At 32.4% G+C, this 24,951-nt stretch carries 22 protein-coding genes and 1 tRNA gene; 15 read left to right on the top strand and 8 right to left on the bottom strand.

The features are described 5' to 3' along the window. Positions 1-14 precede the first annotated feature (14 nt). From FUA26_RS10665 to FUA26_RS10635, 7 genes are all read right to left on the bottom strand, one after another. On the bottom strand, positions 15-1,865 hold the full coding sequence (locus FUA26_RS10665) for a RagB/SusD family nutrient uptake outer membrane protein (protein ID WP_147135604.1): 1,851 nt from the start codon (positions 1,863-1,865) through the stop codon (positions 15-17). Positions 1,866-1,888: 23 nt separating this feature from the next. Continuing rightward, positions 1,889-5,257 carry a TonB-dependent receptor gene (locus FUA26_RS10660; protein WP_186826900.1) on the bottom strand — a complete coding sequence of 1,123 codons (3,369 nt, stop codon included), beginning with the start codon at positions 5,255-5,257 and terminating at the stop codon, positions 1,889-1,891. A 233-nt stretch (positions 5,258-5,490) separates the two neighbouring features. Further along, a complete protein-coding gene (locus FUA26_RS10655) occupies positions 5,491-6,627 on the bottom strand; it encodes a FecR family protein (protein WP_147135598.1) in 1,137 nt (378 codons plus the stop codon). A 46-nt stretch (positions 6,628-6,673) separates the two neighbouring features. After that, complete coding sequence (locus FUA26_RS10650) at positions 6,674-7,249, bottom strand: RNA polymerase sigma-70 factor (RefSeq protein WP_147135596.1); 576 nt, start codon at positions 7,247-7,249, stop codon at positions 6,674-6,676. A gap of 503 nt (positions 7,250-7,752) precedes the next feature. After that, positions 7,753-8,055 carry a tyrosine-type recombinase/integrase gene (locus FUA26_RS15905; protein ID WP_147135593.1) on the bottom strand — a complete coding sequence of 101 codons (303 nt, stop codon included), beginning with the start codon at positions 8,053-8,055 and terminating at the stop codon, positions 7,753-7,755. Between the two features lie 314 nt (positions 8,056-8,369). After that, the gene (locus tag FUA26_RS15900; RefSeq protein WP_394344918.1) at positions 8,370-8,498 is read right to left on the bottom strand and encodes an Arm DNA-binding domain-containing protein; all 129 of its coding nucleotides are present in this window, start codon (positions 8,496-8,498) and stop codon (positions 8,370-8,372) included. A gap of 295 nt (positions 8,499-8,793) precedes the next feature. Beyond that, positions 8,794-8,868: transfer RNA gene (locus FUA26_RS10635), tRNA-Pro, on the bottom strand. Between the two features lie 121 nt (positions 8,869-8,989). On the opposite strand from FUA26_RS10635, the gene FUA26_RS10630 reads away from it, so the two are divergent. From FUA26_RS10630 to FUA26_RS10560, 15 genes are all read left to right on the top strand, one after another. Next, entirely contained in the window at positions 8,990-11,281 is a 2,292-nt protein-coding gene (locus FUA26_RS10630) for a TonB-dependent receptor (RefSeq protein ID WP_246109123.1), read from the top strand. Between the two features lie 2 nt (positions 11,282-11,283). Next, positions 11,284-12,402 carry a PQQ-dependent sugar dehydrogenase gene (locus FUA26_RS10625; RefSeq protein ID WP_147135587.1) on the top strand — a complete coding sequence of 373 codons (1,119 nt, stop codon included), beginning with the start codon at positions 11,284-11,286 and terminating at the stop codon, positions 12,400-12,402. Between the two features lie 10 nt (positions 12,403-12,412). Further along, positions 12,413-12,817: a c-type cytochrome gene (locus FUA26_RS10620; RefSeq protein ID WP_246109122.1), complete on the top strand. Its 405-nt coding sequence runs from the start codon at positions 12,413-12,415 to the stop codon at positions 12,815-12,817. A 136-nt stretch (positions 12,818-12,953) separates the two neighbouring features. Next, a complete protein-coding gene (gene udk / locus FUA26_RS10615; RefSeq protein WP_147135584.1) occupies positions 12,954-13,559 on the top strand; it encodes a uridine kinase in 606 nt (201 codons plus the stop codon). Then, positions 13,559-13,876: an FtsB family cell division protein gene (locus tag FUA26_RS10610; protein ID WP_147135581.1), complete on the top strand. Its 318-nt coding sequence runs from the start codon at positions 13,559-13,561 to the stop codon at positions 13,874-13,876. The genes udk and FUA26_RS10610 overlap by 1 nt, the downstream gene beginning before the upstream one ends. Continuing rightward, positions 13,876-15,228 (top strand): methylmalonyl-CoA mutase subunit beta, encoded by a 1,353-nt coding sequence (locus FUA26_RS10605; RefSeq protein WP_147135579.1) that lies wholly within the window; start codon positions 13,876-13,878, stop codon positions 15,226-15,228. Before FUA26_RS10610 ends, FUA26_RS10605 begins: the two co-directional genes overlap by 1 nt. 25 nt (positions 15,229-15,253) lie before the next feature. Beyond that, entirely contained in the window at positions 15,254-15,916 is a 663-nt protein-coding gene (locus FUA26_RS10600) for a hypothetical protein (RefSeq protein WP_147135576.1), read from the top strand. Between the two features lie 15 nt (positions 15,917-15,931). Beyond that, a complete protein-coding gene (scpA, locus tag FUA26_RS10595) occupies positions 15,932-18,049 on the top strand; it encodes a methylmalonyl-CoA mutase (RefSeq protein ID WP_147135573.1) in 2,118 nt (705 codons plus the stop codon). A gap of 119 nt (positions 18,050-18,168) precedes the next feature. Continuing rightward, positions 18,169-18,933: a ParA family protein gene (locus tag FUA26_RS10590; RefSeq protein WP_147135570.1), complete on the top strand. Its 765-nt coding sequence runs from the start codon at positions 18,169-18,171 to the stop codon at positions 18,931-18,933. 3 nt (positions 18,934-18,936) lie between these two features. Then, positions 18,937-19,851, top strand: coding sequence for a ParB/RepB/Spo0J family partition protein (locus FUA26_RS10585; protein ID WP_147135567.1), 915 nt, complete (start codon positions 18,937-18,939; stop codon positions 19,849-19,851). Further along, positions 19,841-20,458: a DUF5683 domain-containing protein gene (locus tag FUA26_RS10580; RefSeq protein ID WP_147135565.1), complete on the top strand. Its 618-nt coding sequence runs from the start codon at positions 19,841-19,843 to the stop codon at positions 20,456-20,458. Before FUA26_RS10585 ends, FUA26_RS10580 begins: the two co-directional genes overlap by 11 nt. 59 nt (positions 20,459-20,517) lie before the next feature. After that, the gene (gene dapB, locus FUA26_RS10575) at positions 20,518-21,225 is read left to right on the top strand and encodes a 4-hydroxy-tetrahydrodipicolinate reductase (protein WP_147135562.1); all 708 of its coding nucleotides are present in this window, start codon (positions 20,518-20,520) and stop codon (positions 21,223-21,225) included. A 129-nt stretch (positions 21,226-21,354) separates the two neighbouring features. Continuing rightward, on the top strand, positions 21,355-22,941 hold the full coding sequence (lepB, locus tag FUA26_RS10570; RefSeq protein WP_147135559.1) for a signal peptidase I: 1,587 nt from the start codon (positions 21,355-21,357) through the stop codon (positions 22,939-22,941). Positions 22,942-22,959: 18 nt separating this feature from the next. Next, positions 22,960-23,586, top strand: coding sequence for a WbqC family protein (locus FUA26_RS10565; RefSeq protein ID WP_147135556.1), 627 nt, complete (start codon positions 22,960-22,962; stop codon positions 23,584-23,586). Beyond that, entirely contained in the window at positions 23,586-23,897 is a 312-nt protein-coding gene (locus FUA26_RS10560; RefSeq protein ID WP_147135553.1) for a DUF6122 family protein, read from the top strand. Before FUA26_RS10565 ends, FUA26_RS10560 begins: the two co-directional genes overlap by 1 nt. Positions 23,898-23,899: 2 nt before the next feature. On the opposite strand, the gene FUA26_RS10555 is transcribed toward FUA26_RS10560, so the two are convergent. Beyond that, positions 23,900-24,928 carry an endonuclease/exonuclease/phosphatase family protein gene (locus FUA26_RS10555; protein ID WP_147135551.1) on the bottom strand — a complete coding sequence of 343 codons (1,029 nt, stop codon included), beginning with the start codon at positions 24,926-24,928 and terminating at the stop codon, positions 23,900-23,902. Positions 24,929-24,951: the final 23 nt, after the last annotated feature.

Raw genomic sequence — 24,951 nt, 5'->3', positions numbered from 1 at the left:
CTTTTTTATTTTATTTACCATCCTGGGTTTTGTTCAAATTTTGACATAATATCCATTACTTCTTGAGGGAATGGATACCAATAATGTTTATCTTCAAAAACTCGAATTGCCCCTTCAATAATTTTTTTACCATAAACAGTTTGCCCATTTATAGTTTTTATATCTGCTGCATAAATATTTCCTTGACCTAAAACTTCTTTTGCTAATTTCCATCGTCTTAAATCATGCCATCTATGTTGTTCATGAAATAATTCAACTGCTCTTTCATTGTATATTCGTTTTCTAAACTCTTCTTTACTTGCCGAATATTTAGATAAAACATTAGGCATGTTAGCTCTATTTCTAACCACATTAATAGCTTCAATTGCAGTTAAAGAGCTACCTGGTGCTGTACCATTGGGACCATATGCTTCATTAACCGCCTCTGCATAATCTAAGTATAGCTGAGCTACTCTTATGTGTGGCATTGAACGATAATAACCTCCTATTCTATTCCACCTGTCACATCCTAACCATCTGTGTTTTCCTTTGTGATAATATCCTGTAAACATTTTGTTTTTTGAAACATCAAAATTATAATGCCATCCAACAGGGTTTGAAGATGCATCTAAAACTCTTTGATTTTGACCGCTCGGATTTGGTAATCCTTCAAACATATCGTCACCATGTGTAAATATTAATTGTTTTAATCTAGGGTCACGGTTTGCATAAGGATTATTTGGATCAAACCCACCATTAGTAACAGCCTCTGGATCATTAACATCATAACCTAAAGCTGTTTCAAACCATTCTACAGCATTATGAGTTGGAGGGCTTTCTGCAAACCAGCCTCCTGCAAATTGTGGTAGTACCCAACCTTCACCAATTATACCTCCAACAGGATCTGAATGTCTGGAAAAAGGAGCTACAATAATAGCTTCTTTGGGAAAACCTGGAGTTCTACTTAACCAATTTTCTGTATAATTATCCATAGAATACATAGAATATCCTCCTAAGCTATAGCTATTAATAGCCTCAGCTGCTGCTACTGCTGCTTTTTCTGCGTAAGAGATATTGTATGTTTTAGAATTTGAACCGTATGGGTTTAAATCAGGGTTCATTAGAGGACTAGCCGCATACAGTAAAGCCATTGCTTTTAATGCTCTTGCAGATGTTTTAGTGGCTCTTCCTTCATTTTGATCGTTCCATACTTCAGGTAATAAGTCTATAGCTTTATCACAATCTTCAATCAATGCATCTGTTGATTCTAAATATGTTGGACGCTCTTCATCAAAATTATAACTTGTAGAATATACTTTATTCATTATTGGAAAACCGCCATATCTTCTAATTATTTGAAAATAATGAAATGCTCTTAAAAAGTAACTTTGGCCTACAAGTTGATCTTTCAATTGTTGAGGAGTATACCCCAACTCTGTTGGATATTCTTTTAACAAATCAATGTTATCTAAAACTGAGTTAACAGCACGAATTGCCAAAAATGCTTTTGCAACAGGCTCTGAGTTAAAGTCACTTCCATCAAACTCTGTTCCCTGATTAATATACCTCATGCCACCAATTTCTCTGGCTCCAGAATCCATCCATACCCCTGCATTTAAGGTATTATGTGTTGGAAATCTTTCTTGAGACATTTGGCATTCATCAGACATAGCTCCTATTTCACTTGACCAGTCAGTTTGATTGTAAACATAGTTATGTATTAATCTACTAGCCCTGTCTACAGCTCCGCGAGTACTAAAATAGTCGGTAAAAACTTCATTTACATCTATTCCTAAATCGGGACTAACATCTAGATAATCCTCACATGAAATTAGTACAGACACTGTTGTAAACAACAACAGTAGTCTTAAATAATATCTTTTCATAATTTTTAAATTTTGTTTATTTTTTAGAAAGAGGCTCTCAATCCAAAATTGTATCTTCTAACAAGTGGGTATACCAGCAGTTGTCGCTGTTCTGGGTCAAACTCATCTGGTAAAGCTGACCAAGTCATTAAATTATTTCCATTGGCAAATAATTCAAAAGAATCAAACAAACCTATAGCTTCATTTAACCTTTTACCAAATTTATACTTAACCTCTAAGGTTTTAAATCTTAAAAAATTACTTGATCTATTTGTATAAGTACTAGCCTGGGTATCATGACTATTTGCCGATGTTCGTAATGCAGGGTGAACTCCATTAGGATTACTAAAAGACCAAGCATCTCTTTGTTCATTATTAAGAAGTTGAAAGGTGTTGACTGAAACACTTTCGTACTCAAATAAATAAATTCTACCTAAGCTTTTTGAAATATCAAACATGCCATTAAATAATGCGTTAACAGAAAAGTTTTTATAGCTAAACCCTAAATTAAATGCATACGTTTTTGTTGGATACGACGGGTTGTTTATTGGTACTACATCGTTTTGATTAATAATACCATCTCCGTTATAATCTACATAACTTAACATTCCAGGAATTGCTATATCATTTGTTAACCATACAGATGTAGGGCTATTATATAAGTCATTCCATGAATTATACAATCCATCGGATAACAAACCACTATTCCAACCTATTGGTTTTCCTGCATTTGCTCTATATGCGTCTGTTGAAGGTGGATCATCTCGTTCTACTACTCTACTTTCACTTAATGACATGTTTGCTCTCAAAAAGTATTCAAAATCTTTACCTATTCTATCGTTCCATTTTACTTCTATATCAATTCCATGATTTTTTGTTTCTCCAATATTAGCTTTTGGAGCCGCATTTCCGAACCAAGGAGCAATTGTATTACGTTGCATGATGATATCTCTTCGACGCTCATCAAACAGTTCTACTTGTAAGCGCAATCTATTATTTAACGTAGCTAATTCTACGGCTAAATCTTGCTTAATGGCTTTCTCCCAGGTATTATCTAATACTGCTGGTGTTCCTTCTCTAAATACTCCATAATTTCCTCCCCCGTAATTTATTAAAGGGTTTCCATAGAAAAAGGCGTTATTGTTATTTGTTCTAGATTCCCAAGGAGATAGATATAAAAAGCGATCATTCCCTATTCCGCCATCAGAACCAATTTCTCCGTATGAGTATCTAAACTTTAAAAAATCTAAAAAACCGACATTTTCTTCAAACCAGTTTTCCTTAGAAACAACCCAACCTACTGCAGCTGAAGGGAAAAATCCAAATCGTAAACCAGGAGCCCAATTTTCATTACCATTATATGCCCCGTTAAACTCTGCTAAATACTTACCTTTATATCCATAAGTTGCTCTACCAACCCAACTTTCTTCATATCTAGGAAAGTTTGCATTGTTTTGAGATTTTCTTCTGAAGAAAAGCCCCATAATACCGACATCATGACTATCTCCAAAAGTTTTATCATAATTTAATCTAAACTCGTAATACAAACTACTATTTGAATAACCTATACTTTCCCCATTTACTTGAAGTGGAGGTTCAACTGCATCTGGATTATCAGGCAATGTAAAATCATCTATATCTTCATCATAATAATAAAACAGAGGACTTCCTGTAATACTACTATTATACCCCTGACTAAAATTATACGACAATTTTGCACTAGCTTTTAAGTTTGCAGTTATATTTTGAATTAAAGTGAAATCAGTTATTAAAGTGTTAGATCTTCTTTTCCACTCACCCTCTCTTTCAATTCTATAAAAATTAGGATTTACAGTAGCTCCTTGAATTGTAGTTAACCTACCATCTTCCAAAATAGGTTGTGGTCCCGCAAGCGGTGTTTGCCAAATACGTGTAAAACTATCCCCTCCTCCCGGAGCAATACCATTATTGGTAAGCCTTGTTACAGAATTACCACTCCATTGTTTAAAATTACCACCAAGACCTACTTGAAATTTTGTTGTTTCACTGAAATTAAAATCTAAGTTAGACCTCCAGTTGTATCTATTTTGAAAAGTACGAGGGTCAAAATCTTTTTGCTTATTAAAGTCAAAAATATCTCCATCATGCTGATAACCTAATGAAGTAAAATATTTTACAAAATCATTCCCTCCAGAAACATTAATGTTATACTGTGATGCCTTTCCAGTAGTAAGCAACTCGTTAATCCATGTAGTGTAAGAATATAATCTTTTGTCTCTATTAGGGTCTCTCCAAGTGTCTATAACACTTTGAGGTACTAAGCTTTCATATTTTCTATCGTTCATAGCAGCTTGATTAAAAGCCTCTAGCGTAGTTGGATAATCTGCGTAGTAATTTGTATTCATTGTGGGTTCTTTAATTCCCCAACTACTTGTTATACTTACTTTAGTTTCTCCTTTTTTACCTCTTTTTGTAGTAATAACCACAACTCCATTAGCTGCTTTAACACCAAACACAGCTGTTGCAGAAGCATCTTTTAAAACTGAGATAGATTCAATTTCATTGGGATCTATATCATTAAAATCTCGCTCTACACCGTCCACTACAAATAAAGGGTCATTATTTGTCCATGTACTTTGACCTCTAATAGTGATATTTGCCTGAGTAGCCCCTGGCTGACCAGCTGCCTGCATAGTTGACACCCCGGGCATAAGACCTGAAAGAGCCTCTGATACAGTGCCTACATTTCCTGCCCTAAGGAGTTCTTCTCCTTTTGCCTGCGTTATAGACCCAACTACTGTTTCCTTTTTTTGACTTCCAAAACCTACAACCACAACTTCATCAAGTTCTGATAAGTTTTCTTTTAAAACTATTTTAATTTGTGATTGATTATTAACCGGTACTTCTTTAGTTTCAAAACCAAGAAATGACACAGTCAATATAGCATTTTTACTAGCTACATTGAGGGCAAAATCACCATCAAAATCTGCAGTTGCTCCATTTGCTGTTCCTTTTTCAATAACATTTGCTCCAGGTAGTGGCTGCCCGTTTTCATCTAAAATAGTACCGCTTACCAAAAACTTTGTTTGAGTTAGATTTTGTTTTAAGGGTATCTCATTTTTTGACTCCTTTTTAGGTTTCAATACAATTTGTTTTTTAGAAAGCTTATATTGGATTTTTGTATTGAAAAATAAATCATCTAACACTTCTAAAAGCGGTTTCTTATTTACATTAACTGTAACGCGCTTTTGATAGTTAACATCTTCATCTTTATAGATGAATTTATAATCGGTAATAGTTTCAATCCGATTTAACACCTTTTCCAAACGCACGTTTTCTAAATTAATAGTAACTGTGGTATTATCTTTTTTAGATACAGGGTTTGCGTGTGTTTGAAACAAGGCAACAACTAAAAAGATTGTGGTTAGTTTCATTTTTAAATTGCTTTGTAACAGAAAGAGAATATTTTCCCTTTGAATAACAAGGTTTTTCATTACTTTTATAGTTCTTTACGTTGGTTATTAATTTAATCACACATTTAACCGGTAAAATGTTCCCGCATTTTCCGGTTTTTTTATGCTCTTGTTTGCATAAATATGATTAAGTAGAATAATAAATTAGTTTGTTGTGTAGTGTTTTCTCTATGTCATATGTGGTATAATTTAGTTTAGTTGATTATTATAGTTGGCTTGTTTGTTGTGTTATTTATAGTGTAGTTAATACTATAGTTTTCTTTAAAAGTTCCTAAGATATATTCAATACTAGCATTATTAAAACTTGCTGTAAATGTTGTGTTATTCAATGCATTATCATTACATTGTATTGAAACATCATAATACCTTTCAAGTTTTCTTATAATATTTTTAAAGGGTTCATGTTTAAAACTAACCACTCCATTTATCCATGAAGTGTATAATGAAACATCTACATTTTCAATAATTAAATCACCTGTCCCTCTATTTAAAACAGCTAATTCTCCTGGCGTTAATCTAGTTTGAGTCTCGGCTTCGTCTATTTCTTCATTAAATAAACTTACTGCTCCTTCTACTAAAACCGTTTTAGTTTCTATATCTTCTGGATATGAAGACACATTAAATTGTGTTCCTAAAACTTTAACGTTAACACCTTCTGCTTTTACAATGAAAGGATGTGCTTTATCTTTTGTTACATTAAAAAAAGCTTCACCAGTAATAAAAACTTCTCTGTTAAAGCCTTTTAAAAATTTAACTGGATATTTTAATGAGCTACCCGCATTTAAGGTAACTTTGGTACTATCTGAAAGTACAACATCAAACCGCTTGCCGTAGGGCACTTTTAAAGTGTTGTATATTAATTTATCTGTTTTTGTATTATAATTATAATGCAAAACATTTCCTTTTTGCTGCCCATAATTATTACCTTTTGAATCAGCTAAAACCGCCACATTATTTTCGGTAATTATTTGTGTTTCACCTGTTTCTAATTGTAACACAATAGCATCTTCAGGAATAATATTATTGCTAGAATTATTCAACATGAAATATGAATACCCTACACCTAAGCAAATAACTATTAATGCGGCATACTTAAAAAGATTAGATAAATGAGTTCTTTTTTTATTTATACGTTTTTTATAAACATTATAAGCCTTATCTGTTTTAACAACCTTTAAAGTTTCTTCAAAAGTTAAAGTAATGTATTTCGCCTTTAAATCATTGAAAATTTGGATATTACGCTCTGAAGTATTCATCCAATTCACAACACTTTTAGCTTCTTCTTGAGAAGCTAATCCCTTAATGTATTTTAAAAGTTTTTCGGTTTCCATAGTTAGTTGATATTATATAGACGACTAACTATCAAACTATACCTAGTTAAATTTTAAAAAAAATGATAATTAGTGTTAAATATTCTTTCAAATAAAGCCTCATATGCTGTAAAGCTGTTGATATGTGGTTATCTACAGTTCTTTTTGAAATTTGAAGTTTTTCTGCAATTTCTGCGTTTTTTAATCCTTCAAACCTACTTTTAATAAAAACTTTTTTACATTTTTCTGGCAAAGCAGCTATGGCATTATCTATTGTTTCTTGTAATTCAGATTCTATAATTAATGAAGCTGCTTCATCTTTAATAAATTGGCTTTGAATTGAAATTCTTTGCTGATAGTAAACTGAGAAGTTATTTTTAACTTTTTGATGCTTTAAAAAGTCTAAACAAGCATTTTTAGTTATGGTATGAAGATAATTATTAATATTTTTTACAGCAGATAAGTTTTCGCTTTTTTCCCATATTTTAACAAATACATTTTGCACAATACCTTCAGCATCTTCATAATTATCAAGATAACCTTTGGCTATGTGCAATAATTTACCATAATATAGACGAAAAAGCACCTCGTGAGCGTGGTCATCTTTTTTTTCTAATAAACTGGTAAATTTTTTAGAACCAATATCTAAATGAAATTTTTTCAGCTTGTAGTGGTTAGTTAGTTTAGTTTTTTAAATTTAGCTATTAAAAAATATTGATGTGCATTATAAATGTTCAAAACACTACAACAAATGTTTATTTCACCTTTTTTTGAACAGTATTCACCTTGTTTAGTAGGAAAAAACAACCAATTATTATGAGCGCTCATTTACAAATTACTCAAAAGGGATATTGTATTGATTTTACCTGTATATTTTTTTTTTAAAACAACAAACTTTATTGCTAGCATTTAGGTCGTAAGGACCTGGATTATAAACCTTTGTTAAAAGAGCAACATAACCATCTACCAAACCATGTCTCATTTCATTATAGCTTAATTAAAAACAACAACACTACTATACTCGAAACGTACGGATCCGTCATAGAGATTCCATCATGTACAGCAACATCTTGATTAGGCATTGTGAAAAATATTTGAAAATGAAGCAACTACATCTAACTTAGTACCATCTCAAGAAGTCCCACTTCATATACCATTTGAATTTATTGTGGTTGCAAACGTATGACGAGCAATATGGCAAGTTAGATTCTTTTTGATTTTACATAGGTAAGCTATTTCCTTTAAAGATGAGTTGAGTTTTTTATTTGAAGTATTCGGGAATAAGGTTTTCGTTTTCTTGGTGTTGATATGTTCTTTGTATTTCTCTATCAATTCTTCAGCAATTGGCAGTAATGGAATTTTTACGTTGTTATGAATTTTTTGCCTATTAGTGATTATCCATTTACCACCATCTATCCCGAACGTAATATTATCTTCGTTGAGGTTCATTACATCAGTATACGATAAGCCAGTATAGCAACTAAAAACGAATAAATCTTTAACGAGCTCCAGCCTCTCTATTTCAAATTCTTTTTCAACAATAGTTTGATGTACTATTGAGTAGTGAAATAGTTCTTTAAAGTACCATAACTTAAAGATTCGTTCATTTGGGTATTGTGGTAATCAACCAATGTTATTAAAGAATACTCTTCATTATCTTCTCCCAGAAACCTTGCTTTAATAGATTGAGCACAGATAAACGCTTTTTCTTTTACCAATTCGTCATGAGTTTCGTAAATTCTATTTTTAACCTGGTCTAAATATCAGTTGAGTAGCCGTGATTCTTGTTTATTCCCTTTTGCTCTTCCTTTGTTAGAATTCCATTCGGAAAGTATTACTTTTTGTTGCAGACTAATATTTGCACGTTTACCATTTACAGTAACTCTTGCCAAAACTGAAACTTGATTGTTTTTAATACGTGTAGCATTAACCCGAAATGACAAGGTTAAGGTGGTTTATGATTGTACTGTTGTCGCCTTTTGGTTAAACATTCATTCGAGACGAAAGTCAAATCAACTATTTCAACTACAGAATTTTAATCATCGATTCGGTTCACACTTTTTGTGTTTTGAAACTGTGAACCGAATTAAGTCATATTAATTCAATTCTTATGATAGTCTAAAAACCATAAAACCTTGTAAATCATACAATTTACAAGGTTTTAGTTTCTATTGGTATTAATTTTTGTCGGGGTGGCAGGATTCGAACCTGCGACCTCCTGCTCCCAAAGCAGGCGCGATGACCGGGCTACGCTACACCCCGAATTGTAACGGGGTGCAAATATAATTTTTTTATTCATTTTAACACCTTAATTTTAAAAAAAATATCAAAACCAAGTACTTTTTAATCTAAAAACATACCTTGCTAATTATTAAAAAAACCTGTGAACTCAAAATTTATTTACCTTTTTACTTGTGTATTAATCAGCACCCTAAGTTTAAGTCAAAATACAATATTTGGAAAAGTTATAGAAGAAAACAATAATGCTTTAGCGTATGTTGAAATTAAAAACCAAAAAGCTTCTAAAACTTTTTTTACCGATGTTAATGGTAATTTTAAAATAAATGAAGAAGGCATTTATATGTTTACAAAAGCAGGGTATAAAACTACATCAATACAATTATTTTTTGGTAAAAGTTACAATATTAAACTATTGCTAAACCCTTCTCAATTAAACGAAGTTATTGTTACTAGCAGTTTAATACCCCAAACACTAAAAACACTACCCACAACAACTCATATTATTTTAAGAAAAGACATTAATTTAAACAATAACACAAATATAAATACTACTCTAAACACTATACCTGGTGTCTTCATGCAATCTGGTGCTCTAAACACTAATCGTATTACCATAAGAGGCATTGGCGCTAGAAACTTGTTTGGAACATCAAAAATCAGAGCTTATTTTAAAGATATTCCATTAACAAATGGTAGTGGAGAAACTAACATTGAAGATTTTGAACTTGGCGCCATTAGCCGCATTGAAATTAGAAAAGGCGCTACATCTAGCACCTATGGTGCCGGTTTGGGTGGCACCATTACTTTATTTCCTGAAACCTCAAATTTCAATAAAAAAACTATAAACAACCAACTTACAATAGGCTCTTTTGGGCTTATTAAAAACTTAACAAGTTTAAATTACCACACAAAAAAACAAAGCCTAAACGTTGTTTACAGCAACACCCACAGCAATGGTTTTCGTGATAATAATACATACAATAGGCAAGCGTTTTTACTACATACAAATCATTCTATAAACAATAAAAATCATGTATCCTTTTTAGGAAGCTACGTTAATTTAAAAGCTTTTATACCAAGCTCTTTAAACGAAACCAACTATGAAAACACACCTAAAATGGCCGATTTTAATTGGAATAACGCTAAAGGTTTTGAAGACTCCAAAAGAGGCATTTTTGGAGTATCATGGGAACATAACTACAATAACAAATTAAAACAAAACACCAGTATTTTTTCTTCTTTTAGAAGTGCTTTTGAACCAAGGCCCTTTAATATTTTAAAAGAAAACACCTTTGCTTACGGCGCTAGAACACGCTTAACTAACAACTTAAAACTATTTAAAAAACCATTAAGCTGGACATTAGGAGGTGAATATTTTAAAGATATTTACACATACAAAACTTTTGAAAATTTATATGAAGATTTTCCGCCAGAAACAGGTAGTGTTCAAGGGAATTTGCTTGCAAATTTTGAGGAAAACAGAAGCTATTTCAACATTTTTTTTGAAGTTAATTACAAACCAACCACAAACACAACCATTATAATTGGTTCAAACCTAAATAAAACGTCATATACGCTATATGATAATTTTACGGCAAGTGCTGAGAACCCTGATCAATCAGGAAAATTCAAATACAAAACAATCATATCACCAAAATTTGGCATCTCACATCAAGCCACTAAAAATTTCAATATTTATAGTAATATAAGTCATGGGTTTTCGCCACTTTCTTTAAACGAAACACTATTACCAAACGGATTAATTAATACCGATTTAAATCCAGAAACAGGCTGGAATTTTGAAACAGGCATAAGAGCTACATCAACAAACAATAAACTTCAACTTAACATAGCTATTTACAGGTTAAGCTTAAAAAATTTGTTAGTAGCCCAAAGAACTTCCGAAGACCAATTTATTGGCATAAACGCTGGTAAAACACAACACAACGGTTTAGAAACCAGCATTAATTACCATATAATTTCAAACAAAAAAATAAATTTACGCAGTAGCATTAACGCATCATTAACTAATTACAAATTCAAACACTTTATTGATAATACAAATAACTACTCTGGCAACAAGGTTACAGGTGTGCCTCTAAATACAATAAATGCTAATACTAGCTTTAATATACCTTATGGAATTTATGGCAATATTAATTTTTTACACGTTGGAAAAATACCAATTACAGATGCTAACAACTTATTTTCAAAACCTTACAACCTTACAAACACCAAAATAGGTTTCAAAAAAAAACTAAATAAAAACATAAAAACAAACCTATTTATTGGTATAAATAATATATTTGATGTTAAGTATGCATCGCAAATTTTAATTAACGCCTCTAGTTTTGGCGGTAATGCACCCCGATATTACTATCCGGGAAATCCTGTAAATTTTTACAGTGGCTTTAACTTAAATTACACATTTTAATAATGAAAAAACTAAGTTTAATACTCATTATATTTTTAACATGCACTGCTTGTGCACAACAAGTTGAGTCTGAAATTAAAGCTGAAACTCCTACTGAAATTAGTTACACAACAGAAATGGTTGTGCCAGATTTAACAATACCGTGGGGCATGACATTTTTACCCGATGGCAGCATGCTAATTACTGAAAAAAACGGCGACTTAATTCATTTTAAAAATGGAAAAAAAACAACTATTGAAGGCGCACCAACAGTTTATGTACGTGGGCAAGGTGGTTTTTTAGATATTAAAGCTCACCCAAATTTTGAAAACAACGGATGGATTTACATGACGCACGCATCTAGCGAAGGTAACGGTGAGGGCGGTAACACAGCGTTAGTTAGAGCGAAATTTAATGGCCATAAACTAGAAAACCTTGAAACCTTATACAAAGCAGCGCCTAACACAAAAAAGGGGCAACATTTTGGCTCTAGAATTGCTTTTGATAATGAAGGTTACATATATTTTTCGGTTGGAGACCGCGGCAACAGAGATGAAAACCCGCAAGATATTAGTAAAGATTGCGGCAAAATTTACAGATTACATGATGATGGCACTGTGCCAGAAAGCAATCCGTTTATAAACACCAAAAATGCTAAAACAGCCATTTACAGCTACGGGCATCGTAATCCACAAGGCATGGTAAAACACCCCGTAACTGGTAAAATTTGGACCCATGAACATGGGCCACAAGGTGGCGATGAAATAAATATTATTGAAAAAGGTAAAAACTACGGTTGGCCAGTAATTTCATATGGCATTAACTATAGCGGCACCACATTTACTGATATTACCGAAAAAGAAGGTATGGAGCAACCGCTATTTTATTGGGTTCCGTCAATAGCTCCTAGTGGTTTAGCCATTGTATCTTCAAATAAATACCCCAACTGGAATGGTAATGTTTTAGTAGGCTCATTAAAGTTTCAATATTTAGAACGCTTAATTTTAAAAAATAATAAAGTTATTAAGCGCGAAAAACTTTTCGAAAATATTGGTAGAGTTAGAAACGTTATACAAGCACCAGATGGTTTTATATATTTAGCCGTTGAAAATCACGGCATTGTTAAAATTGTTCCAAATTAATTAAAAAAAGATGATGAAAAATTATTACCTACTTGCAGTTGCCTGCTTATCATTTACATTTGCTCAGGCACAAAACAACCTAAAACAAAGTATTGAAAACGGTAAAGAAATTTACAATGATTTTTGCATAACATGCCACATGGCTAAAGGTGAAGGCGTTAAAGATACATATCCGCCACTGGCAAAATCTGATTATTTAATGAATAACAGAAAAGCCGGCATAAGAGCCATTAAATTTGGCATTTCGGGTGAAATTATTGTAAACGGAAAAACATACAACAACACCATGGCCACTATAGGCTTAAGTGATGATGAAATTGCCGATGTTATGAATTATATAACCAACACTTGGGGTAATAAAAACGACAAAATATTTACAAAAACCGAAGTTGAAAACACCCAAAATGTAAACTAAACCACAAACATTGTTTATGCATTTAAATAATTTTTATTAGGTTTTTATTTAATTATTCGTAATATAAACATCAAATACACTAAAAAAATACAATAAATAATTTTAAATTTGCCTTTATAATTATAGGCAAAAACACATGTTAATAATAGGAATTGCAGGCGGTACAGGCTGCGGTAAAACTACCGTAGTAAACCAGCTTCTTAAAGAATTACCAGAAGGTGAAGTAGGTGTTATTTCACAAGACTCATATTATAAAGACACCTCTCACCTATCATACAATGAGCGCGTAAATATAAATTTTGACCATCCAAGATCTATAGATTTTGAACTTATTGAAGCGCACTTAAAACAATTAAAAAAGAACAAACCTATACACCAACCTGTGTATTCATTTGTAAAACATAACCGTACGGGCGATACCATTTTAACACACCCAAGAAAAGTTATGATTGTTGAAGGTATTTTAATTTTAACTAACCCTGAATTAAGGGATATGTTTGATATTAAAATATTTGTACATACAGACTCTGATGAACGCTTAATTAGACGCCTAAAACGTGATATTTCTGAACGTGGCAGAGATTTAGATGAAGTTTTATCGCGCTACCAAAACACACTCAAACCCATGCATGAGCAATTTATTGAGCCCATGAAAGAGTATGCTGATATTATAATACCAAACAACCGATACAACACCGTTGCTATTGATATTGTTAGAACAATTATAAACGAAAAGCTATAATGGCATTTTTAAAACATCCTTTTTTTAAACCGTTCAAAAACATATTCATACTAATTCTGGTAGCTTTTGGTATATGGATGTTGTTTTTTGACGCCAATTCGCTACTAATTCATCATGAATTAAATTCTGAAATTAATGATTTAGAAGATGAAAAAGAATACTACAAAAAGGAAATTGAAAAAGATAATAAAGCACTCAAAGAACTTAGTACAGACGAAGGTTTAGAAAAATTTGCTAGAGAAGAATATTACATGAAACGTGATAATGAAGAAATTTTCATTATTGAATACGAAGACAGCCTAAAAACAAAAAAATAATGAGCAAAAAATTGTTTAACAGTTTTGATGCAGTTTCAGCTAAACAGTGGAAACAAAAAATTCAGTTTGACCTAAAAGGAGCTGATTATAACACTACACTTAACTGGCACACAAATCATGATATTACTGTTAAACCCTTTTACCATGCTGATGATTTTAACGCTCTTCCAAACCCTTCAAACACGCAAGCAACAAAATGGCGTATTTGCGAAACTATTTATGTTGCTGATGAAAAAACAGCCAACAAACGCGCTATTAACGCTTTAAAAAAAGGCGCCGAATGTATCAAATTTATCATTCCTTCAAATTCAATTTCAATAGAAAACCTATTAAACGCTATTAATATTGATGAAACACCTTTATATTTTGAATGTGATTTCATATCAGAATCTTTCATAAAAAACTCATATTCAAAATTCAAAAAAACGGCTATTTTTCAAAATGATATTATTCACAATCTAGCAAAAATAGGAAATTGGTACGCAAATTTAAATACAGATTTTAATACATTTAAAGCTATTGTTTCGCAAACAAATAGTATAAGTATAGATACTACCTTATATCAAAATGCTGGCGCCAATATAGTACAACAACTAGCGTACGCTTTAGCACATGCTAATGAGTATTTAAACGTCTTAACTTTGCCACAAAACGCTGTAATAAATTTTAATGTTGCTATTGGCTCAAATTATTTTTTTGAAATTGCCAAACTTAAAGCTCTTAGGCTTTTATGGCAAACTTTAGCCCACGAATACAAAACAAATACAGAGTGCCACATTTTTGCAACACCAAATAAACGCAATAAAACAATTTATGATTATAACACTAACATGCTACGCACAACCACAGAATGCATGAGTGCTATTTTAGGTGGCGCCAATACCATTAGTAATTTAGCCTATGATAGTGTTTACAATAAAACCAATGCTTTTGGTAGTAGAATTGCCCGAAATCAACTATTAATTTTAAAACACGAAAGTTATTTCAATAAGGTTAACAACCCTACCGATGGTGCTTACTACATAGAAAATTTAACCCAACAATTAGCCGAAAAAGCTTTAGAGTTATTTAAAAATATTGAAACAAATGGCGGCTTTTTAAAACAACTAAAATCGGGCATTATTCAGCGCAAAATAAAAGAAAGTGCTGCTAAAGAAACTGAACAATTTAACAACGGAACACTAGTGCTTTTAGGTACAAACAAACACCCAAATAGTTTAGATAAAATGAAAAACAATTTAGAGCTATATCCGTTTGTTAAAACCAATAAAAGAAAAACACTTATTGAGCCTGTAATTGAAAGACGATTAGCCGAAACTTTAGAACAAAACCGTTTAAAAACCGAATCATAACACATTTTACAAATTAATTTAACCCATGAAATCTATTTTTAAAACGTTTATTTTAGCATTAACTTTTGTACTATTTAACTGCAAAAACACCACTAGCAATTTAGAGTACAAATACACCAACAAACCCGCTACAATTGCTTGTAAAAACACTAATGCTAAGCTTTATGCAGAAGCTTTATATGCTTTTGAAGAAGACATTTTAAATTACTACGGAAAAAATAGCCGAAATAACAACGCACAACCTAATTTAACCTATGCTTACAACCAATTTATTAGAAATGCGGTTTATAGTAAAATACCTTATGAAAGTGTTATTTCTCAACACACTATAAATGTATTTAAAGCTTTAAAAAATGACAATACACTTTGGGACGCCAACAATACAAAAAGCCATTTGAATTATAATAGTTCACTTGTAAAATGCATTGCAGAAAACTTAAAAAACACCAATTTAAAAACAACCTTTAATGCGCTACTTTCTGTTAATGATTTAAGCACAAAACTTATAGGCCCACCAATTGTATCTAATTACAGAAGCGCTTTAAACGATAAACATTTAGCTACATTTATTGCTTTTGAATTCTTTTACGCTAAACTTTTTGAGGTAGATTTAACCAAAGTAAACCCACATAAAGTTGATACAAAAGTAGATTTTAACAAAACACCAACTTCACCTAAACAACAATAAAAATATTACCGTCTTTTGAGAAAAAACCTTGAACATATAACCCTAAAAAATAGCCAGAGCAACAAAACCAAAAGCAATGATACCTTTGAAACTTCTGAAGGTATTTTAATAAAATCAACATATTCAAAAAACGATTTAAAAGATTTAGAACATCTAGATTTTGTGGCAGGTATAGCTCCCAATTTACGCGGTCCGTACAGCACCATGTATGTACGCAGACCTTGGACTATTAGGCAATATGCAGGTTTTAGCACCGCAGAAGAAAGTAATGCATTTTACCGCAGAAATTTAGCTGCAGGTCAAAAAGGCCTATCTGTTGCTTTTGATTTGGCAACACATAGAGGCTATGACAGTGATCATGAGCGTGTAGTTGGCGATGTAGGAAAAGCAGGTGTAGCTATAGATTCGGTTGAAGACATGAAGGTACTTTTCAACCAAATTCCTTTAGATAAAATGTCGGTTTCAATGACCATGAATGGCGCGGTTTTACCTATTATGGCATTTTACATTGTTGCTGCACAAGAACAAGGTGTAAAACCAGAATTACTATCGGGCACCATTCAAAATGATATATTAAAAGAATTCATGGTGCGTAATACATACATTTACCCACCTTCGCCTTCAATGAAAATAATATCTGATATTTTTGAATTTACAAGTAAAAACATGCCTAGATTCAATAGCATTAGTATTTCTGGCTACCACATGCAAGAAGCAGGTGCCACTTGCGATATTGAGCTAGCTTACACACTAGCCGATGGTTTAGAATACATAAGAAAAGGCCTTGAAGCAGGTATGGATATTGATACCTTTGCACCACGTTTATCATTTTTTTGGGCCATAGGCATGAACCATTTTATGGAAATTGCCAAAATGCGTGCCGCACGTATGCTATGGGCTAAAATTGTTAAACAATTCAATCCTAAAAACCCAAAATCATTAGCACTACGCACACATTGCCAAACTAGTGGCTGGAGTTTAACCGAGCAAGACCCCTTTAATAACGTTGCCCGAACCACTATTGAAGCCGCCGCCGCCGCATTTGGTGGCACCCAAAGTTTACATACCAATGCCTTAGATGAAGCCATTGCATTACCAACCGATTTTTCAGCACGAATTGCCCGTAACACACAAATATTTTTACAAGAAGAAACACATATTACCAAAACCGTAGACCCATGGGCAGGTAGTTACTACGTTGAAAAGCTAACACATGATATTGCCCAAAAAGCATGGAGTTTAATTGAAGAAGTTGAAGCCCTTGGTGGCATGACAAAGGCTATTGAAGCTGGCATACCAAAAATGCGTATTGAAGAAGCCGCTGCCAAAAAACAAGCCAAAATAGACGCTGTACAAGATATTATTGTTGGTGTTAACAAATATACTCTTGAAGAAGAAGCTCCAATTAGTACGCTTGAAGTTGATAACCAAACCGTAAGAAACCAACAAATTGAAGGTTTAAAAAAACTAAAAGCCGCCAGAAATACTGAAAAAGTAAAACAAACGCTTTTAAAATTAACCGAAGCAGCTAAAACAGGTAAAGAAAATTTACTAGTTTTAGCTATTGAAGCAGCCAGAGAACGTGCCACTTTAGGTGAAATAAGTGATGCTTTAGAAACTGTTTTTGGGCGTTATAAAGCACAAATAAAATCGTTTTCGGGTGTATATAGCAAAGAAGTGAAAAACAACGAATCATTTAAAAAAGCACAAGAATTAGCTGATGCTTTTGCTGAACAAGACGGCAGACGACCACGCATAATGATTGCCAAAATGGGGCAAGATGGCCATGATAGAGGTGCTAAAGTTGTAGCAACTGCTTATGCTGATATTGGTTTTGATGTTGATATTGGTCCTTTGTTTCAAACACCACAAGAGGCCGCTAAACAAGCCGTTGAAAATGATGTGCATGTATTAGGTGTTTCGTCATTGGCTGCAGGCCATAAAACCCTTGTTCCGCAAGTCATTGAAGCTTTAAAAAATTACGGAAGAGATGATATTATGGTAATTGTTGGTGGTGTTATTCCTAAACAAGATTATCAGTTTTTATTTGATGCCGGAGCCATTGCCGTTTTTGGACCTGGCACCAAAATTAGTGATGCTGCTATTAAAATATTAGAAATTTTATTAGATTGATTTTAGTAAAAAACCTATTAAAAACAACATTATTGTTTTATTTAAGCATTGTTAACAAAATGGGTTTTTATTCCTCATAAATAATTGTATTTTTACCGTTATTAAAACCGAACTATTTAATGGGTAAAATCATTGCAATTGCTAATCAAAAAGGTGGTGTAGGCAAAACAACTACATCAATTAATTTAGCAGCTTCGCTAGGTGTTCTTGAGAAAAAAGTATTATTAATTGATGCAGATCCTCAAGCAAATGCAACTTCAGGTATTGGTATTGACGTAGAATCTGTTGAAATTGGTACATACCAATTGCTAGAGCATTCGCACACTGCCAAAGAAGCTATAATTAAAACTGAAACTCCCAATCTTGATATCATACCTGCTCATATAGATTTGGTTGCTATTGAGATTGAATTGGTTGACAAAGAATCTAGAGAATATATGCTTAAAACAGCTTTAAGCGATATTAAAAATGATTATGATTATATTTTAATAGATTGTGCGCCATCATTAGGTTTACTAACATTAAACGCATTAACTGCTGCAGACGCTGTAATAATACCTATTCAATGCGAATATTTTGCTTTAGAAGGTTTAGGCAAACTATTAAACACCATTAAAAGTGTACAAAAAATACACAATAAAAGTTTAGATATTGAAGGCTTACTACTAACAATGTATGATTCGCGTTTACGCTTATCAAACCAAGTTGTTGAAGAAGTACAAAAGCACTTTAACGATATGGTTTTTCAAACAATAATACAAAGAAACATACGCTTAAGTGAAGCACCAAGTTACGGCGAAAGCATAATAAATTATGACGCTAGTAGTAAAGGCGCTAACAACTACTTAAGTTTGGCAAACGAAATTATAAATAAAAACTCCTAAAAAATGGCCAAGGCAAATAAGAAGCAAGCTTTAGGAAGAGGTTTATCGGCCTTATTAAAAGACCCTGAAAACAACATTCAATCTGCTCAAGATGAAGGAGCAGACAAAGTTGTGGGTAATATTATTGAATTGGATTTAGATTATATTGAAGTAAATCCGTTTCAACCAAGAACTAATTTTAATGAAGAAACACTTCAAGAATTAGCCACTTCAATTAAAGAACTAGGTGTTATTCAACCAATAACAGTTAGAAAATTAGAATTTAACAAATACCAATTAGTTTCAGGCGAAAGACGTTTTAGAGCCTCAAAACTACTTGGTTTAGAAACAATACCAGCATACGTAAGAATAGCAAACGACCAAGAATCATTAGAAATGGCCTTGGTTGAAAATATTCAGCGCCAAGATTTAGATCCTATTGAAATTGCGCTTTCTTACCAACGCTTAATTGATGAAATTAACCTAACCCAAGAACAAATGAGTGAGCGTGTTGGTAAAAAACGCTCAACCATTACAAACTATTTACGCTTGTTAAAACTAGACCCTATTATACAAACGGGCATGCGTGATGGTTTTATTTCTATGGGGCATGGGCGTGCGTTAATTTCTGTAGAAGACACTTCAACTCAGCTAGATATTTATGGCAAAGTGTTAGAAAATGAACTTTCAGTAAGAGCTACAGAAACCTTAATTAAAAATTATAACGCAACTAACGAGGTTACAGTACCATCCAAAGAAAAAACTAACGAAGAAAACACACCTAAGTTCATTAAAAAAGGCATTAATGTGTTTTCTGAATACTTTGGACACAAAATAGACGTTAAAGTTTCTAAAAATGGTAAAGGAAAAATAACCATTCCGTTTCATTCAGAAGAAGACTTTAATCGTATTAAAAAATTAATTGAAGGTGCTAAATAAATCCTTAATAGTAAGTGTACTAGCCTTTTTGTTTTGTTTTTCATTGGTAGCTCAAGAAGAAAAAGAAAAAAAATCAAAACGAAAAAAAATTTCAAAAGAAATAGTAGTAGACTCTGTAATTACAAGAGAACCAATAGACCCTTTATCTCCATCAAAAGCAGCATTTTACTCTGCTATTCTACCAGGTTTGGGTCAAATTTACAACAAAAAATACTGGAAAGCTCCCATAGTTTGGGGTGCTTTAGGTACAGGTATTTACTTTTACACCAGTAACAATAAAGAGTATAACAGGTATCGTGACGCCTACAAAAGAAGACTTGCTGGTTTTTCTGATGATGAGTTTTTAAGCGTTGCTCCCGATGGCACTATTACCGAACGGGTTACTACCGAAGGTTTAGAACGCGCCCAAAAATTTTATCGAAGAAATAAAGAAATATCATTACTTGTAACCATTGGTATTTATGCTTTAAACATAATTGATGCCAATGTTGATGCTCATTTACTGCAATATAATGTAGATGAAAACCTATCTTTGGCACCACATTATAAATTCAATGAATTTGACGGAAAAAGTAATGCCGGTTTAACTTTAAATTTTAAATTCTAGTTCATTATTTTTTTTGAACTTTCAGCTATAAAACACATAACCTTTCAAAAATTAAACACATGAAAATTGCTTTATTAGGATACGGACGTATGGGGCAAACCATTGAGAAAATAGCAATTAGCCGCGGACACGATGTGGTGTTAAAAATTGATAAAGATGATGTAGATTATGATATAACTCAAGCCGATGTTGCTATAGATTTTAGCCTACCTACAGCTGCTTTTGGAAACATAACAAACTGTATAAACAATAATGTTCCTGTAGTTTCTGGCACAACCGGTTGGTTAGAAAATTACAATAAAGCCGTTACACTTTGTAATGATAAAAAAGGCGCTTTTATTTATGCTTCAAATTTTAGTTTAGGTGTAAACATATTTTTTGAACTTAATAAAACCCTTGCAAAAATGATGAGTAACTTAAAACAATATAATGTTACTATGGAAGAAATTCATCATACAAAAAAATTAGATGCTCCTAGCGGAACAGCTATAACTTTAGCCGAAGGTGTTATTGAAAACAATACAAATTATAATGCTTGGGAGTTAAACGAAACAAAAAACAATAACGCTATACCAATTGTAGCAAAGCGTATTGGCGATGTACCAGGTACGCACGTAGTTAATTATGCAAGCGAGGTTGACACTATTAACATTGAGCATGTGGCTCACAACAGGCAAGGCTTTGCATTAGGTGCTGTGGTTGCTGCAGAATGGTTAGTGGGAAAAACGGGGGTTTTTTCAATGAATGATGTTTTGGGCATTAAATAAAGTTGTAAATCTTTGTTAAATGGGCACAAATGCGCACTCATAATTTTTATTTCACCCAGAAAAACTGCAAATTTGAAGCGCTAAAAAATTAACCTAATTGTTTTCAAGCAATTACAATAACATAAAACTATGTCATTATCTCAATGGTTCATATTAATTTTAATAATTCAAGTGATACATGCATTAGGCACTTGGAAATTATACATTAAAGCCGGCAGACAAGCATGGGAAGCATTTATTCCTGTTTATAACGGTGTTATTTTAATGAAAATAATTAATAGACCGTGGTGGTGGGTAATTTTATTATTTCTGCCTATAGTAAACCTTTTTATGTTTGCTATAATTTGGGTTGAAACTGCTAGAAGTTTTGGTAAAAACCAATACTTAGATACTTTTTTAGCTGTGGTAACACTAGGTTTTTATAACTACTATTTAAACTATGTTGAAGATGTTAGTTATATAGAAAATAGAGATTTAAACCCTAAATCATCATCGGGTGAATGGACAAGCTCTGTACTATTTGCTATTGTTGCTGCCACTATTGTGCATACGTATTTTATGCAACCGTTTACAATTCCGTCGTCATCACTAGAAAAATCATTATTAGTCGGCGATTTTTTATTTGTCAGCAAATTTCATTATGGTGCCAGAGTGCCAATGACAACCGTTGCAGCTCCTATGGTGCATGATACCATTCCTGTTTTAAAAACAAAATCGTATGTATTTGATGACGATTTTTCTAAACGAAACACCTCGTGGTTAAACAAACTACAACTACCTTACTTAAGAATTCCCGGGTTTCAAAAAATAAAAAGAAATGATATTGTAGTATTCAATCAACCTGCTGATACACTTCGTGATATGAACGATTTTCATCCAGACAGGAATTACTACAAGCCTATTGATAAAAAAACAAACCTAGTTAAGCGTTGTGTTGCCATTGCCGGCGATACATTTGAAATAAAAGATGGCTACGTATACATAAACGGTAAAAAAAATGAATTGCCAGACAGAGCCAAACTTCAATTTAGTTACTATGTGCAAACAAAAGGCAGATTAAATCCTGAGTATTTAAAAAAACGCTATGATATTACCGATAATATTTATGCTATGGATGCCCAAGGCACCAGCTATTTGCTATCTGCTGTAAGTGATGAAGCCCTAGCTAAATTTAAAAACCATCCAGATGTTGTAAACATTGTGCCTAATAAACAAAAAGAAGGCGAAGGTACACCTGAAGAAACGTTTCCACACGACCCAAATTACCAATGGAATCGTGACTTTTTTGGACCACTTTACGTACCCGAAAAAGGAAAAACAATTGACATAAATCTTGATGTATTACCACTTTACAAACGCGTTATTACAGAATACGAACACAACAAACTACAAGTAAAAGGTAACCAAATATTTATTAATGATGCATTAGCTACAACGTACACTTTTAAGCAAAATTATTATTGGATGATGGGTGATAACCGCCATAATTCTATTGATGCACGCGCTTGGGGTTTTGTACCTTTTGATCATGTTGTTGGAAAACCTGTATTCATTTGGATGAGTTGGGATGGTTTCCCTAATGCACGTTGGGAACGCTTTTTTACAACCGTTGGTGGCAGTGGTAAAGCAACATCATTTTTCATTCCATTTTTGGTAATACTGTTAGGCTATGTTGGTTTTAATAAATGGCGTAAACGCAAACAAGCAAACGCGTAAATTTACAGGGTTTAAACCATGAATAACATACTTATTCACCCAACATATTTTCCTAATGTAGCACACTTTTCTGCTATAGTTAAGGCAGATAATGTATACTTTGAAGTTACCGATAATTTTGTAAAACAAACCTACAGAAACCGTACTTATATTTATGGGGCTAATGGCAAACAAACACTAAACATTCCTGTTGTTTATTCTCAAAAAAACAGACAATTATATAGCGAAGTACAAATTTTTAATGACGAAAATTGGCAAGCCAACCATTGGAAATCATTACTTTCGGCCTATAGAACATCACCTTTTTTTGAGTATTACGAAGATGAACTTCAACCTTTATTTGAAGAAAAAGAAGATAACATTTTAAACTTCAACCTAAAGTGCATTAATGTTATTTGTGATTGTTTACAATTAGATATTACACCCTTACAAACTACTGTTTTTGAAAAAACACCAACTAACAAAACCGATTTAAGGTATTTGGTTAACGCAAAAAAAGAGCCTTTATATAATTTTGAAAGCTACACGCAAGTATTTAGTACAAAACATGGTTTTATAGAAAATTTAAGCATCTTAGATGTATTATTTAATGAAGGCCCAAACGCACTTAATTATTTAGAAAACCAAACCTTAAATTCACTTTAATGCTTCAACCCATTGCGCATTACGGTTGTCATTTTTTATTACCACTAGCTGTTGCTTTAATTGCATATAAACAGCATTGGAAACGTGCTTATTTAATTATGATTGCAGGCATGTTAATAGATTTAGACCACCTTTTAGCAACTCCTATTTTTAGCCCAAACAGATGTAGCATTAACTTTCACCCCTTACACACTTACTACGCCATTATTCTGTATGTTTTATTATTAATTCCAAAAAAGACTAGGCTAATAGCTTTAGGCTTGGTAATACATATAATTTCTGATGTTGTAGATTGTAGTTTTATGGTATAAAGCTAATCTGTTTCAAGCGCCAACTTAGTCATTATAGGAAAATGATCAGAAAAATGCTCGTTATAAGCTTTAAAGCCATTTACGTTAAAAGCTTCATCGGCAAAAATAAAATCTATACGCATTGGAAAAAACTTAAAATCGTGCGTACGTCCAAAACCTGTGCCAGCTTCATCATAAGTATCTTGTAAATTGCCTTTAATTTTACGGTAAACATATGAAAATGCCGTGTTATTAAAATCGCCACAAATAACCATTTTATATGGACACTGTTTTTTATGCATTAAAAACAATTCGGTTTGAAATTGTTGCATTTTAAATGTTGAACTAACACGATTAAATAAACGCTCAGAATCTTCATTTTTTAAATGTTCAACATTGGTATTTATTTTTAAAGACTCTAAGTGAATATTATAAATTCTAATGGTATCTGTACCTTTAACAACATCGGCAAAAATGGCATTGTTTGCAGTATTTGGAAACTCAATAGAACCTGAATTTACAATAGGAAATTGCGAAAAAATAGCTTGACCATACTTATCTTTTTTACCTGATAATTTTTCATATTTATATTTAAAAAAAGACAAGTTTATATTTTTATGCGGATGATACTCTTGTACACTTAAAACATGTGGCTTCTCTGTGTTTATAAAGTCTACAATTTTAGTTTCAATACTATCTTTATCAATCCATTTATACAAATTAAACAACCTAACATTGTAATTCATAACCTTAAAATTGTTAGGGTTTTCAATATTTTTTGAGGCTGAAAACTTAAACAACGATCCGTAAAAAACATAGCCAACTATTAAAATAACAATTGAAAGCATACTTTGGCGTTTCAATTTTACCAGCCAATAAACAGCAAATAAAATATTTAGAATAATAAGTAAAGACACCCCTAAATTTAAAACTGATAGTACCGAAAAAGTTTTTGGAGGCAAAAACGGCAATACGTATGAAAACAAAAGTGCCAGCGCCACAATAACGTTGATGAAGTATATAATTTTATTTAAAAAACTTAGGTGCTTCATCTATCATTTTAATTAATATTGTG

It is taken from the genome of Seonamhaeicola algicola (genome assembly GCF_007997385.1).
GTDB lineage: Bacteria > Bacteroidota > Bacteroidia > Flavobacteriales > Flavobacteriaceae > Seonamhaeicola > Seonamhaeicola algicola.
This window is presented reverse-complemented; position numbering and strand designations above follow the sequence as displayed.